This is a genomic window from Nonomuraea sp. NPDC050451, from assembly GCF_044458585.1.
Genome location: NZ_JBITHZ010000029.1, coordinates 55,864 through 67,836, shown reverse-complemented (window position 1 = coordinate 67,836; position 11,973 = coordinate 55,864). Strand labels below are relative to the sequence as shown.

Below are 11,973 nucleotides of genomic sequence, written 5' to 3'. Positions count from 1 at the left end.
CGAATGACTACAGAGTGTGGATGCCGCACCCCCAACCTTCAATCGGGGCAGCACTGAAGGCCCGCCATATCCTTTGTGGGTGACCACAAAGGTGTCCGTGGAGGACCTGCTGCGCTCTCCCGCTCTCCAGCTGCGGCTCCTGGCCGGTGAGGCCGGGCTGGGGCGGTCGGTGTCGTGGGCGCACGTCAGCGAGCTCGACGACCCCACGCCCTGGCTGCTCGGCGCGGAGGTCATCATGACGACGGGGATCGCGATCCCGCGCCAGGCCGCCAAGCAGCGCGCCTACCTGGAACGGCTCGACGACGCGGGCGTGTCGGCGCTCGCTCTGTCGGCGCAGCTGCACGTGCCGCCGCTGCACGACGCGTTCATCCAGGCCGCCGAGGAGCGGGGGATGCCGGTACTGGAGGTGCCGCTGGCCGTGCCGTTCATCGCGATCGCCCAGGAGGTGGCCGCGGCCGTGCAGGAGGACGCCAGGCAGCGTCTCGGCGCGCAGCTGCAGGTGTTCGGGGCGCTGCGCTGGCTGGCGGCCGAGGACCTCGACAGCGCGACGCTGTTCAAGCGGCTGGAGCGGCTGTCCGGCTACGAGGTCTATCTGTGCACCCCGCAGGGGCGGCCGCTGCTGCCGGGGGTGCCGGTGCCCGACGTCGCGGTGCTGCCTTCCGAGCCGGAGGCGCCGCCCACCATTCCGGGCGGGTTCGTCCTGCCCGTCCCTGCGCCGGGAGGTCCGGCGGGCTTCCTCGTCGCCTTCGAGCGCCAGGGAGCCAGGCCCGCCGGGCTGGCCGTGGTGCAGCACATCGCCACGGTGGCCGCCCTGCAGGTGGCCATGGCCCGCAACGAGCGCGAGACGCTGCGCCGCCAGGGCGCCGAGACCCTGTCCGAGCTGCTCCAGGACGTCCTCGATCCGGCCGCGGCGCGGCGGCGCCTGGTCAGGCTGGGCATCCCCGTGGACGCGGAGCTGGCCCTCCTCGTGATCAGGAACGCGCCCGACGAGGCCATCCACCGGGCGCTCGACGACGAGCCGCACCTGATGCTCCGCCGGGGCGACGACCGCTACGTGCTCGGCTCGCCCGCTCTCGGCCCGGCGATCGCCGCGCTGCCGGGGGTCGCGGCGGGCATGAGCAGGCCGTTCCCGCCCGGGGAGTCCATGCAGATCCCCAAGCGGGAGGCGGTGTGGGCGGCCTCCACGGCGTCCGAGTCGGGGCGCGCGCTGATCCACTACGGCGACGACACCACCGGCCGGTGGCTGCCCGACGACCCGTGGGCGCTCACCGCGCTGGTCGAGAACGTGCTCGGCAAGGCGCTCGCCTACGACTCCGCGCACGGGTCCCAGCTCCTGACGTCCGTGCGGACCTGGATGGAGCGCGACCGGCGCACCGAGGACGCCGCGGGCGCGCTGCACATCCATCCCAACACCCTGGCCTACCGCCTGCGCAGGTTCTCCGAGCTGACGGGCCGCGACCTGACGTCCACCGCCGCGTTCGCCGAGGTCTGGCTGGCGCTGCGGGCGGGCCGCCAGCTCGGTCTCATGGACTGACGCCGTGACAGCGCCGTGTCAGCGGGGGATCGGCGGCGGCGGGCATCGTCATGCGCACGCCAGAGGTACGGCGCGGCAAGCCGGAGGCCTCGGCGTCCCCGGACGAGAAAGGACGCACATGAGCGGCACTGGTCCGTCACCACATGGGCGCCGAGCCGGCCGAGGGCTACCGCCTCAAGCCGACCCCGCTCGACATGGACCTCATCTCCGGGTTCTTCGGGTGAGCTACCCGGACATGACCCGCTGGCGGGCCCATGCCGCGGCCGCCACGTTGACGAGCATGCGCCCGAAGACCAGGCCGTGGAAGGGGGAGATCGCCCACCAGTAGAGGTGGCCGAGCAGGCCGCGCGGGTGGAAGATCGCCCGCTGACGGTAGTAGGTGCGGCCGTCGGAATTGGAGACGCCGAGCTCCAGCCAGGCCAGGCCAGGCAGCCGCATCTCGGCGCGCAGGCGCAGCAGGCGGCCGGGCAGCACCTCCTCCACCCGCCAGAAGTCGACGGCGTCCCCCACCCGCAGCCGGTGCTCGTCACGCCGCCCGCGGCGCAGTCCCACACCGCCGAACAGCCTGTCCAGCAGGCCACGCAGGCGCCACGCCACCGGCAGGGAGTACCAGCCGTTACGCCCGCCGATGCCCTCGATCACCTGCCACAACGCCTCCGGGCCCGCGGCCACCCGGATGACACGGCAGTCGGTGTACAGGCTGCCGCCCGCCCAGTCGGGGTCGGTGGGCAGCGGATCGCTCGGGGCGCCCGGCGTGGAGGCCGACGACCAGCGGGTGGCCACGTCGGCCTCCTTGATCTTCTTGAGGGCCAGCGACACGGCCTCGCTGAAACCGATCAGCCCTTCCTCGGGGTCGGGCACGTACCGGACGATGTCGTGCTCGCCGCAGACCGCCTCGTTGCGCAGCGACTCGACCAGCGGCCGCGCGATCCCCGAGGGGACCGGGGTGACCAGGCCCACCCACAGGCTCGACAACCTCGGGGTGAGCACCCACACCGGAATGATCAACCGGTGGGGCAGGCCGGCCGCGGACGCGTACCCCTGCATCATGTCGCCATAGGTCAGCACGTCCGGGCCGCCGATGTCGAACCCGCGGTTGACCTCGCCGGGCACCTCTGCCCAGGCGGTGAGATACCGCAGCACGTCCCGTACGGCGATGGGCTGCGTACGGCTCCGCACCCAGCGAGGCGTCGTCATGACCGGCAGCCGTTCGGAGAGGTGGCGCAGCATCTCGAAGGACGCCGAACCCGAGCCGATGATCACCGCGGCGCGCAGCACCACCGCGGGCACGCCCGACCCGAGGAAGATCTCACCCACCTCGGCCCTGGACCGCAGATGCGGCGAGAGCCGCTCGCCCGGGACCAGCCCGCCGAGGTAGACGATGCGGCTCACCCCGGCCTCCTCGGCCGCCGCCGCGAAGGTCCGGGCCGCCCTGCGGTCGATCTCGGCGAACTGCCCTGACCCGCCCATCGCGTGGATCAGGTAGTAGGCCACGTCGACGCCGTCCAGGGCCGCTCGTGTCCGTCCGTGATCGGTGGCGTCGGCCGCGGCCACCTCCGTCCGCGCCACCCACGGCAGATCCCGCAGCCTGCCGGGCGAGCGCGCCATGCAGCGGACCTCATGCCCGGCCGCGAGCAGCTCGGGGACCAACCGGCCGCCGATGTAGCCGGTGGCCCCGGTGACCAGGCAACGCGCCATCTCCGTGCCCTCCACTGCCGGTGACCCTCTTATGCCCGTTCCATCCGGCGTCGCGGCGAATCGGAAATCTGCGCAAAGATGGCTTTGCCGTGGACCGCCCGGCCTATGCCCCGCGCGTCGCCTGCGGCGTGGCTTCGCCGGCCGCAGCCGGGAGGGGCGGGCGCGGACCGCGCGCACGTCCCTCGTGGCGCACCGGGGTCTCCTGGTACGGGACCCGTTTGAGCAGCCCCTCGGCCACCGGCCGGTTGAGCCGTTGCCGCCGACTGGGCCGCCGACCGGGCCGGAGCGCGCGTGGAAGAAGACCGCGTGCATCCTGTGCGAGTGCAACTGCGGGCTGGAGGTGCAGACCGACGGCAGGCGCCTGCTCAGGATCCGCGGAGACAAGGACCACCCGTCCTCGGCGGGCTACACCTGCGAGAAGCCGAAACCCCTCTGACCGCGCCCGCCCGGGCGGGCGCGGTCAGGACTCAGGCGTCCTCGTCCACCTGGATGGCGGCCGCCGGGCAGACGGCGGCGGCCTCACGTACGGCGGCGTGCTGGTCCGCGGCGGGCTCGGCCTCCAGGAGGATGACGATGCCGTCGTCCTCGTTCTGGTCGAACACGTCCGGCGCGATCAGCACGCACTGGCCCGCGCCGCAGCACTTGGCCTCGTCCACGATGATCTTCATCTGAGCCTCCTCCTCACCAGCGGACCGGGACCTGGCGCAGGCCGCCGACCACGAGGCCCTCCACCCGGTGCAGCTCCTCCACCGGCACGGCCAGCTCCAGGGTGGGCAGCTTGCGCAGCAGCACCTCCAGGACGACCTGCAGCTCGGTGCGGGCCAGGGACTGGCCGAGGCAGGAGTGGGAGCCGGAGCCGAAGGCCAGGTGCGGGTTCGGGCTGCGGGTCAGGTCCATCTCGGCGGCCGCGTCGAAGGCGCTCTCGTCGCGGTTGGCGGCGGCCATGCTGCAGATCACGGTCGTGCCGCGGGGCAGCACCGTGCCGCTGACCTCGGTCTCCTCCTTCAGGTAGCGGGGCAGGCCGAAGCCGGAGTTGGCGTCGAAGCGCAGCGACTCCTCCACCGCCGTGCGCACCAGCGAGGGGTCGGCCAGCAGCCGCTCCCAGCGGGTGCGGTCGGACAGCAGCATCCCCACCATCTTGCCGATCATGTTGGCGGTGGTCTCGTGGCCGGCCACGAGCAGCCCCATCCCGGTGGCCAGCAGCTCGACGTCCGTCAGGCCCTCACCTTCGGCGGCGCTCGCCTCGATCAGCTCGCTGAGCAGGTCGTCGCCCGGCGTCACCCGCTTGGCGGCCACGTGCTCGGACATGTACTGGATGAACTCGGCCAGCGAGGCGTCGGTCTCCGCCTGGGTGAACTTGGTCAGGTTGAGCAGGCTGTCCGACCAGTGGGCGAAGCGGTCCCGGTCGGACGCGGGCACGCCGAGCAGGTCGCAGATCACGTACACCGGCAGCGGGAAGCCCAGGGACGCCTTGAGATCGCCGGGGGCGCCGCGCTCGACCATGTCGTCGATGAGCTGCTCGGCCATCTGCGCCATGGCGGGCCGCAGGGCGGCCATGCGCTTGGCGGTGAAGTACTTGCCGACCAGGCGCCGCCACCGCTGGTGCGGCTCGCCGCTGTCCGGGATGACCGACGCCATCTCGCTGCTGAACAGCCCGCCGTCGTCGTTGGCCGACAGCCGGGCCGCGTCGGGCGCGTTCAGCAGGCGGGTGAAGCGCGGGTCGGCCAGCACCTGCTTGACGTCCTCATACCGGGTGAGCAGCGTGGCCTCGTCGCCGCTGGGCAGCGTGACCCGCGCGACCGGGCACTTCCCCCGCAGCTCCGCCCACTCGGCGGGCGGCTCCAGCGCCGCCTCGCTCGGGATCGGATAGCTCAGGACCTGCTCGCTCTGCGTCATGCGGTATCTCCTCAAAAGGGTACGGAAACAGCGACGTCGCGCTCTGGCGATGCGAGTCCAGGCCGTGGGGGTGACATGCGGCAGCAACCGGACTGCATCGTCCGGTTGCAACCGTAGCCCCGCCCCCGGCGTGTGTCGAGGGGTGGGGTCGATTACGACCGGAATACCGGACGACATCGTCCGGTTGCTACCGTACTGCTATGGCCAACACGCGTCGACCCAACAGAGGCCCCAGCGCCGCCGCCGAGAACCGCGCGGCGCTGATCGCGGCGGCCCGCGAGCTGTTCGCCACCGACGGCTTCGACGCGCCGCTCACCTCGATCGCGCGGGCCGCCGGCGTCGGTCAGGGCAGCCTCTACCGGCACTTCCCCGACCGCGTCAGCCTCGCGCTGGCCGTGTTCGACGACGGCATCAGGGCGCTGGAGGAGCTGGCCACCGACCCGGCCGCCACGCTCGACGACGTGCTGGCGCTGACGACCGAGCAGGCCATCGCCTCGACGGCGTTCATCGCGATGGTCAGCGCCACGGATCCGCGCATCATGCGCCTGCGCTACCAGGTGGAGGCGCTGCTGGAGGGCCCGCTGGCGAGGGCGCGGGAGGCCGGCCGCGTACGCGAGCACGTCACCGCCGAGGACCTGGTGACGGCCCTGGGCATGATCGCGGGGCTGCTCGCCAAGATACCGGCCGAACTCCGGCGCGAGACCGCCGACCGCGCGTGGCTGCTGCTCCGCAAGGGCCTGGAGCCCTGATCGATCCGGCGCTCCCGGCTGCTCGCCTCAGGCTCGCGTCCGGGTCGTGTAGGAGTGGGCGCCGGCTCCGGCCAGGGCGCCGCCCTCGACGATCAGGTACTCCTCGCGGATCGGCGTGCCGTCCAGCCACGATTCGAGGATCTCGCGGGTGCCGGCCGCGTAGCGGGCCTGGGCCGACAGGGACGAGCCGGAGATGTGCGGGGTCATGCCGTGGTGCGGCATGGTCCGCCACGGGTGGTCGGCGGGCGCGGGCTGGGGATACCAGACGTCGCCCGCGTACCCGGCGAGCTGCCCGCTCTCCAGCGCCCGCACGATCGCGTCGCGGTCGGCGATCTTGGCCCGCGCGGTGTTGATCAGGTACGTGCCCCGCTTCATCGAGCCGATCAGCTCGTCACCGAACAGCCCCTCGGTCTGCGGGTGGAGCGGCGCGTTGACGGTCACCACGTCGCAGTGGGGCACCATGGCGGCGGCGTCGGGGTGGAAGGTGAGCCCGAGCTCCTCCTCGACCTCGCGCGGCAGGCGGTGCTTGTCGGTGTAGTGCAGGTGCACGTCGAACGGCTTGAGCCGGCGCAGCACGGCCAGCCCGATGCGGCCAGCGGCGACGGTGCCGATGTGCATGCCCTCGACGTCGTAGGAGCGGGCGACGCAGTCGGCGATGTTCCAGCCGCCGTCCAGAACCGTCCGGTGGGACGGCAGGTAGTTGCGCACCAGGGACAGGATCATCATCACGACGTGCTCGGCGACGCTGATGCTGTTGCAGTAGGTGACCTCGGCGACCGTGACGCCGCGGGCGATGGCGGCGTCGAGGTCGACGTGGTCGGAGCCGATCCCGGCGGTGATCGCCAGCTTGAGCTTGGGCGCGCGGGCGATGCGCTCGGCCGTCAGGTACGCGGGCCAGAACGGCTGGGAGATCACCACGTCGGCGTCGGCGAGCTCGCGGTCGAAGGCGGAGCCGTCGCCGTCCTTGTCGGAGGTGACGACCAGCGTGTGGCCGCGCTCCTCCAGGAATCGGCGCAGGCCCAGCTCGCCGGAGACGCTGCCGAGCAGGTGGCCGGGGGTGAAGTCGATCGCTTTGGGGCTGGGCAGCGTCTGGCCGCCCGGGTAGCCGGTCAGCGCGGGCAGGCCGTCCCGCGCGTAGGTGGTCGGGTATCCGTCGATCGGGTCGTCGTACAGCACGCACAGCACCTTGGCCATGATCTCGGCTCCTCGTCGGTCGGGGTGATCTCACTGTCTGCCGACGTATATCCGCAGGTCAAAGCGTTTGTGTCTATCGGGCGATAGAGGACGCCTATGCCAGGTGGTCTCGGGCCAGCCGGTCGAACACCTCGCGCAGGTCGAGGTCGCGGGCGATGTCGAGCAGCGCCCGCGCCATCACCGACTCCGGGCCCGTACCGGGCAGCACGAGCCCCACGCGCGGCTCCCGGGCGGGCCGCTCCAGCCGGACGACCCGCATGCCCTCGGGCACCCCGAACATGTGCAGCCACGCGTGCGCGATCACGCTGGACCACCGGTGGGTCGCGACGTGCGCGAACAGGGCCGATACGGTGTCGGTCTCGATCGCGGGCACGGCCACCGCCCCGGCCTGCCGGAAGTTGGCGTCCAGGATGCGCCGGTTGCGCATCTCGGGGGCCAGCAGGGCCAGCGGCAGCGCGGCCACCTCCGCCCAGCGCGCCACCCGGCGCCCGGCCAGCTCGCCGTCGGAGGGCGTCAGCAGCAGGTAGCGCTCCTCGTAGAGGGGATGCACCTCGCCGAACTCCTCCTCGTCGTCGAGGTACGTCATCGCCATGTCGATCTCGAACTCGGCCAGCCGCCGCGTGATCTCCCGCGACGACAGCGAGGTCAGCAGCACCCGTACGTGTGGGTAGCGCTCGCAGAACGGCGTGGTCAGCAGGGAGGCGGCGGTCAGCGCGGTCGGGATCGCGCCCATCCGCAACGTGCCCGACAGCCCTTCGCGCATCTTCGACAGGTCCTGGCGCAGGGCGTCCGCGTCGGCGAGGATCCGGTGCGCCCACAGCAGCACCCGCTCGCCCTCCGGGGTCAGCCCGGCGAAGCGCTGCCCGCGCCGGACGAGGGGCACGTCCAGCTCGCGTTCGAGCTTGCGGATGGCCGCCGACAGCGACGGCTGGGAGACGTGACAGGCCGCGGCGGCGCGGGCGAAATGCCGCTCCCGGGCCAGGGCCACCAGATACTCCAACTGGCGCAACAGCACGCCACAGGATGCCCCGCCCGCACGCGCCGCGTCCATCCCCTCCCGCCGCCCTGACCCGGCCGCGCGCCGCGCCTCCACCACCGGGCGCAGGCGCGCGGTCAGGGGCGGGGGAGCAGGGCGTCCAGCAGGAGCTCGGCCAGCCGGCCGGCGGGGCGGTCGCTGTCGCGGGCGTGGCGCTCCATGGCGAGCGCCCCCGACAGCAGGGCCCGCAGGTCGGAGACGTCGACGTCGGCGCGGACGGCGCCGGCGTGCTGGGCGGCGCCGAGCAGGGAGCCGAAGGCCTCCCACACGTCGCGCTGTACGCCGTCGGAAGGCTGGACCGGCGATCCGGCGGCCTCCAGGGCGTCGCACAGCGCCTTGTTGAGCATCGCCTGATCGATCACCCGGCCCAGGAACGCGAAGAACTCCTTACCGGGCCGCTCGGCCGCCGAGAGCGCGCGGGCCTCCTCGGCGAACTGCCCGATCCGGTCATGGATCACGGCCTCGAACAGCGCCTCCTTCGAGGGGAAGTGCCGGTAGATCGTGCCGGCGCCGACGCCCGCCCGCCGGGCGATCTCGTCCAGCGGGACCGCCATGCCCTCGGCCGAGAACGCGGCCTCGGCGGCCTCCAGCACACGGGCGCGGTTGCGGCGGGCATCGGCGCGCAGCGGCCTGTCCGGCGTCATCGAAAGCTCCTTTCTAGACAAGCGGGGCGCGCGTTCCGTATCGTCCAGACCTGAAACGGGGCGTGCGTTCCGATTCTATTCCGTTCTCTCCGAGGGGATCACCATGTCCGAGAGCCTTCAGGCGGTCGTCGAGCATCTGCGCCAGGCCCTGGCGAGCAGGGACGCCGACGCCTTCACCGACGTGTTCGCCGGCGACGCCGTCTATGAGCTGCGGTTCGGCATGCCGGGGCGGCCGCGCCGGTTCGAAGGCGTACAGGTCATCCGTGAGCACATGAAACAGGGCGCCTCCGGCGGGATCGCGCGGCTGCTGAGCTTCGACGACGTCCACGCCACCGTCTACGAGACCACCGACCCGGAGGTGGTCGTCGTGGAGTTCGAGCCGGAGGGGAGCGCCGGCGGGGCTCCGTTCCGGTTCGCCTCCTCTCTCGGGGTGATCCGCGTCCGCGACGGCGCCGTGATCTCCTACCTCGACTACCCCAACGCCGTGGGCGCCGCCGAGGCCGTCGGCATGCTGCCCGAGCAGGCGGCCATGCTCGCGCCCGCACGCCCCGGGAGCGCCAAGGAGGTCGCCGCGCGGCTGATCGAGGTCTCGGCGGCCGGCGACCACGAGGCGATGCTCGCCCTGTACGCGCCGGACGTGGTCATCGAGATCCCGTTCGCCCCGCCGGGCGTGCCCACGCGCTCGGTCGGCCGCGACCTCCTGCGCGCCCGGGTCGAGGCGGTTAAGGGGTTGTGGCGATTCGAGCGCGCGGACGGGGTCAACCTGCTGGAGACCGCGGACCCGGACGTGGTGGTGGCGGAGTTCACCCTGCACGGGGCCGTCACGGCCACCGGCAGGCCGTTCGCCTCCACGTACGTCATGATCGTGACGGTGCGGGACGGGCTCATCGTGCACTCGCGCGACTACGGCAACCCCATGGTCTCGGCCGAGCTGATGCGCGAGGTGGCCGGCGCGTGAGAGCTCCGCTCAGGGGGCGGTGAGCGCCTCGATCAGCTGTTTGGCGAACTCCTCGGGGGCGTCGGTGAAACTGTGCCCGCCAGGGAACTCGACCAGCCCGAGCCCGAGCCGCTCCGCCAGCACCGCGGCGGGCCGGTACGGCAGATGCCCCCTGCTCTCGCGCCCGGCGGCCAGCACCAGCCGGTCGGCGACGCGGCCGAGCGCGTCCAGGTCGGGGACATAGGACGTGAACTGCCGCAACTCATGCTCCATCATGATCGGAGCGTTGTTCATCAGCCGGGTCATCATCTCGGCGGCCCGGGGCGGCAGCGAGGCCGGGTCCGGCAATGGCCGGAGGGTGCCGCCGATGCCCTCCATGAACCGGGCGGACGCGGCCGCGAGCCCCTGCTCGCGGAAGAGCTGGTGAACTTCCTCGACGAAGGCCAGCTGCGCGGGGGCGTCGGGGAGGACGGCGAAGCACGGCGGCTCGTGGGCGACCAGGCGGCGCACCCGCTCAGGGTGCCGGACGAGCAGGTCGAGGCCGACGATGGCGCCGCTGCTGCCGCCGAAGACGTAGGCGGGCAGGTCGGGGGTGACGGCGTCGAGCAGCTGGCGGGCGTCCTCGCTCTGCACCTCCACCCGCTGGTCCACGGCCGGGCCGTCAAGCCGGCTGCGCGAGTAGCCGCGTGGGTCGAGGGCGATGAGGGTGAAGTGCTCGGCGAGCGGGCCGGCCAGCACGTCGAAGACAGCCGCGTCACCGCCGCCGCCCGGCAGCAGCAGGAGCGCGGGTCCGCCGCCGCTGACCTCGTAGTAAAGCTCGGCGCCTGGTACGTCCAGCGTGGCCATGATGATCCCCTTTCGGTCATTCCTAGGAATGCTAGCCTATTTCCTAGGAGTCCTAGGTAAGCGGGCGTGCGAAACCCGACCACGGGCGTCTGGACGTACCGAGGGGAGCTACTGAGGGGTGAAGGGGAGGTAGACGGTGCGGGCGTCCTTGCGCGCCTGCCGTGCCGCCGGGATGCGGGCGGTGGTGGTGGCCGGGAGCAGCCGGGCCGCCTCGTCCCAGGGGAAGAAGCCGAAGTCGTCAAGCTCTGAAACCTGCAGGACGATCTGGCCCGGGTCCGTGACGGTGCCGCCGTCGAACACGAAATTGACCATGCTCTGCGGCCTGTCGCCCATCGGCAGCACCCAGTCGACCACCAGGAGTCCGGTCACCGCCACGCGCAGCCCGAGCTCCTCGTCGACCTCGCGGACGGCGCACTCGTGGGGGAGCTCGTCGGCCTCCATGATGCCGCCGGGGATCGCCCAGTAGGGCCGGTAGTTGGGCTTGACCATGAGGACCCGGTCCTCGGCATCGGTGAGCAGCACGCACGCAGAGGCGTAGAACGCCGGAAGTGTCGCATACCACTCCGCCGGCTCCAGGAACGACTTGCTCATCCGTCCACGCTACCCGTTGCGCCCCCGAGATCCCGGTAGCGCCGGGCCGTCTCTCAGCGCGCCGGCCCGGATGCCACGCCGGCCGCGCGCTGGGGGGCGCCCCCGCCCCGATCAGGATCGCGGTGGGCGTAGCCGGCGATCGCGAGCCCTGAGCCCACCCGGGCGACCGACAAGCCGACGCCGCGCACCAGGGAGACGTGCCCATCGCGGCGAACCCGCCGTTGCCGATGCTGTTGACGAGCGTGGCGACAGCCGGCGAGACGTAACGCGCGTGTCGACTACGGCTGCGCCGACGTGGAGGTCATGCGGGGTCCGGCTGGTCGAGCATGCGGACCATGTGCAGCTTGACGATGGACCGTCCGCCGACGATGACCGCCCGCGGCTCGCGGCCCCACGCCTCGAACCCGCATGAGCGGTAGAGCCGCTCGGCGGGCAAGTTGCCTTCCGACACGGTCAGACCGACCTGGGCCAGCCCGTCGACGGCCGCGGCGATCTCCAGGACCCGCTGGACCAGGACCTTGCCGATGCCACGGCCGGTGGCATGCGCGGAGACCGCCATGCCGAACAGCGTCGCCTTGTGGCGTTCCTGCCGGCGCACGGGTACGGACAGGCCGGCGATGCCGACGAGGCGGCCCGCGTCGTAGGCGCCCACCACCGCGTCGTCCGGCCGCCCGGCGGTGGCCAGCCGCTCGATCGTCGCGGACAGCGGCTTGGCGCTCTCCTCCTCGTAACTGGAGGTGAACGCCGTGGGGGCGGCCCGCAACGCCTCCAGGCGAAAGGCCCGGTACTCCGCGGCGTCGTCGACGCCGAGTTTGCGTACGGTCACGCTCTCGCGCCCCATGCCCGGT

At 72.4% G+C, this 11,973-nt stretch carries 13 protein-coding genes; 4 read left to right on the top strand and 9 right to left on the bottom strand.

The annotated features are described in order from the left end of the window. Nucleotides 1-79: 79 nt before the first annotated feature. Nucleotides 80-1,534: a PucR family transcriptional regulator gene (locus ACIBI9_RS49585; RefSeq protein ID WP_397233874.1), complete on the top strand. Its 1,455-nt coding sequence runs from the start codon at nucleotides 80-82 to the stop codon at nucleotides 1,532-1,534. A gap of 225 nt (nucleotides 1,535-1,759) precedes the next feature. Here the strand turns inward: ACIBI9_RS49585 and ACIBI9_RS49580 are convergent, their stop codons facing one another. Continuing rightward, nucleotides 1,760-3,232, bottom strand: coding sequence for an SDR family oxidoreductase (locus tag ACIBI9_RS49580; protein ID WP_397233872.1), 1,473 nt, complete (start codon nucleotides 3,230-3,232; stop codon nucleotides 1,760-1,762). A gap of 253 nt (nucleotides 3,233-3,485) precedes the next feature. On the opposite strand from ACIBI9_RS49580, the gene ACIBI9_RS49575 reads away from it, so the two are divergent. Continuing rightward, nucleotides 3,486-3,668: a hypothetical protein gene (locus tag ACIBI9_RS49575; protein WP_397233870.1), complete on the top strand. Its 183-nt coding sequence runs from the start codon at nucleotides 3,486-3,488 to the stop codon at nucleotides 3,666-3,668. Between the two features lie 31 nt (nucleotides 3,669-3,699). Here the strand turns inward: ACIBI9_RS49575 and ACIBI9_RS49570 are convergent, their stop codons facing one another. After that, entirely contained in the window at nucleotides 3,700-3,900 is a 201-nt protein-coding gene (locus tag ACIBI9_RS49570) for a ferredoxin (RefSeq protein WP_397233868.1), read from the bottom strand. Between the two features lie 13 nt (nucleotides 3,901-3,913). Next, a complete protein-coding gene (locus tag ACIBI9_RS49565) occupies nucleotides 3,914-5,128 on the bottom strand; it encodes a cytochrome P450 (RefSeq protein WP_397233866.1) in 1,215 nt (404 codons plus the stop codon). Nucleotides 5,129-5,328: 200 nt separating this feature from the next. On the opposite strand from ACIBI9_RS49565, the gene ACIBI9_RS49560 reads away from it, so the two are divergent. After that, nucleotides 5,329-5,877, top strand: a complete 549-nt coding sequence (locus ACIBI9_RS49560) for a TetR family transcriptional regulator (protein WP_397233864.1) — start codon at nucleotides 5,329-5,331, stop codon at nucleotides 5,875-5,877. A gap of 27 nt (nucleotides 5,878-5,904) precedes the next feature. Here the strand turns inward: ACIBI9_RS49560 and ACIBI9_RS49555 are convergent, their stop codons facing one another. The 3 genes from ACIBI9_RS49555 to ACIBI9_RS49545 form a co-directional block, all read right to left on the bottom strand. After that, the gene (locus ACIBI9_RS49555) at nucleotides 5,905-7,071 is read right to left on the bottom strand and encodes an NAD-dependent formate dehydrogenase (RefSeq protein WP_397233862.1); all 1,167 of its coding nucleotides are present in this window, start codon (nucleotides 7,069-7,071) and stop codon (nucleotides 5,905-5,907) included. 94 nt (nucleotides 7,072-7,165) lie between these two features. Next, complete coding sequence (locus tag ACIBI9_RS49550; RefSeq protein WP_397233860.1) at nucleotides 7,166-8,122, bottom strand: LysR substrate-binding domain-containing protein; 957 nt, start codon at nucleotides 8,120-8,122, stop codon at nucleotides 7,166-7,168. 62 nt (nucleotides 8,123-8,184) lie between these two features. Next, a complete protein-coding gene (locus ACIBI9_RS49545) occupies nucleotides 8,185-8,751 on the bottom strand; it encodes a TetR/AcrR family transcriptional regulator (protein WP_397233858.1) in 567 nt (188 codons plus the stop codon). A gap of 103 nt (nucleotides 8,752-8,854) precedes the next feature. Here ACIBI9_RS49545 and ACIBI9_RS49540 point away from each other — a divergent pair, with 103 nt between their 5' ends. Further along, complete coding sequence (locus ACIBI9_RS49540) at nucleotides 8,855-9,709, top strand: nuclear transport factor 2 family protein (protein ID WP_397233856.1); 855 nt, start codon at nucleotides 8,855-8,857, stop codon at nucleotides 9,707-9,709. A gap of 9 nt (nucleotides 9,710-9,718) precedes the next feature. Here ACIBI9_RS49540 and ACIBI9_RS49535 read toward each other — a convergent pair whose 3' ends face one another. The 3 genes from ACIBI9_RS49535 to ACIBI9_RS49525 all read right to left on the bottom strand — a co-directional run bounded on the left by ACIBI9_RS49535 (nucleotide 9,719) and on the right by ACIBI9_RS49525 (nucleotide 11,966). Then, nucleotides 9,719-10,534: an alpha/beta fold hydrolase gene (locus ACIBI9_RS49535; protein ID WP_397233854.1), complete on the bottom strand. Its 816-nt coding sequence runs from the start codon at nucleotides 10,532-10,534 to the stop codon at nucleotides 9,719-9,721. 108 nt (nucleotides 10,535-10,642) lie between these two features. Further along, complete coding sequence (locus ACIBI9_RS49530; RefSeq protein WP_397233852.1) at nucleotides 10,643-11,125, bottom strand: NUDIX domain-containing protein; 483 nt, start codon at nucleotides 11,123-11,125, stop codon at nucleotides 10,643-10,645. Nucleotides 11,126-11,426: 301 nt separating this feature from the next. Further along, the gene (locus ACIBI9_RS49525; RefSeq protein ID WP_397233850.1) at nucleotides 11,427-11,966 is read right to left on the bottom strand and encodes a GNAT family N-acetyltransferase; all 540 of its coding nucleotides are present in this window, start codon (nucleotides 11,964-11,966) and stop codon (nucleotides 11,427-11,429) included. Nucleotides 11,967-11,973: the final 7 nt, after the last annotated feature.

Excerpts from the sequence above, each read along its gene's own strand:
- ACIBI9_RS49580 (WP_397233872.1), bottom strand. The coding sequence starts at position 3,232 with ATGGCGCGTTGCCTGGTCACCGGGGCCACCGGCTACATCGGCGGCCGG.
- ACIBI9_RS49570 (WP_397233868.1), bottom strand. The coding sequence starts at position 3,900 with ATGAAGATCATCGTGGACGAGGCCAAGTGCTGCGGCGCGGGCCAGTGC.
- ACIBI9_RS49565 (WP_397233866.1), bottom strand. The coding sequence starts at position 5,128 with ATGACGCAGAGCGAGCAGGTCCTGAGCTATCCGATCCCGAGCGAGGCG.
- ACIBI9_RS49560 (WP_397233864.1), top strand. The coding sequence starts at position 5,329 with ATGGCCAACACGCGTCGACCCAACAGAGGCCCCAGCGCCGCCGCCGAG.
- ACIBI9_RS49555 (WP_397233862.1), bottom strand. The coding sequence starts at position 7,071 with ATGGCCAAGGTGCTGTGCGTGCTGTACGACGACCCGATCGACGGATAC.
- ACIBI9_RS49550 (WP_397233860.1), bottom strand. The coding sequence starts at position 8,122 with ATGGACGCGGCGCGTGCGGGCGGGGCATCCTGTGGCGTGCTGTTGCGC.
- ACIBI9_RS49545 (WP_397233858.1), bottom strand. The coding sequence starts at position 8,751 with ATGACGCCGGACAGGCCGCTGCGCGCCGATGCCCGCCGCAACCGCGCC.
- ACIBI9_RS49540 (WP_397233856.1), top strand. The coding sequence starts at position 8,855 with ATGTCCGAGAGCCTTCAGGCGGTCGTCGAGCATCTGCGCCAGGCCCTG.
- ACIBI9_RS49535 (WP_397233854.1), bottom strand. The coding sequence starts at position 10,534 with ATGGCCACGCTGGACGTACCAGGCGCCGAGCTTTACTACGAGGTCAGC.
- ACIBI9_RS49530 (WP_397233852.1), bottom strand. The coding sequence starts at position 11,125 with ATGAGCAAGTCGTTCCTGGAGCCGGCGGAGTGGTATGCGACACTTCCG.
- ACIBI9_RS49525 (WP_397233850.1), bottom strand. The coding sequence starts at position 11,966 with ATGGGGCGCGAGAGCGTGACCGTACGCAAACTCGGCGTCGACGACGCC.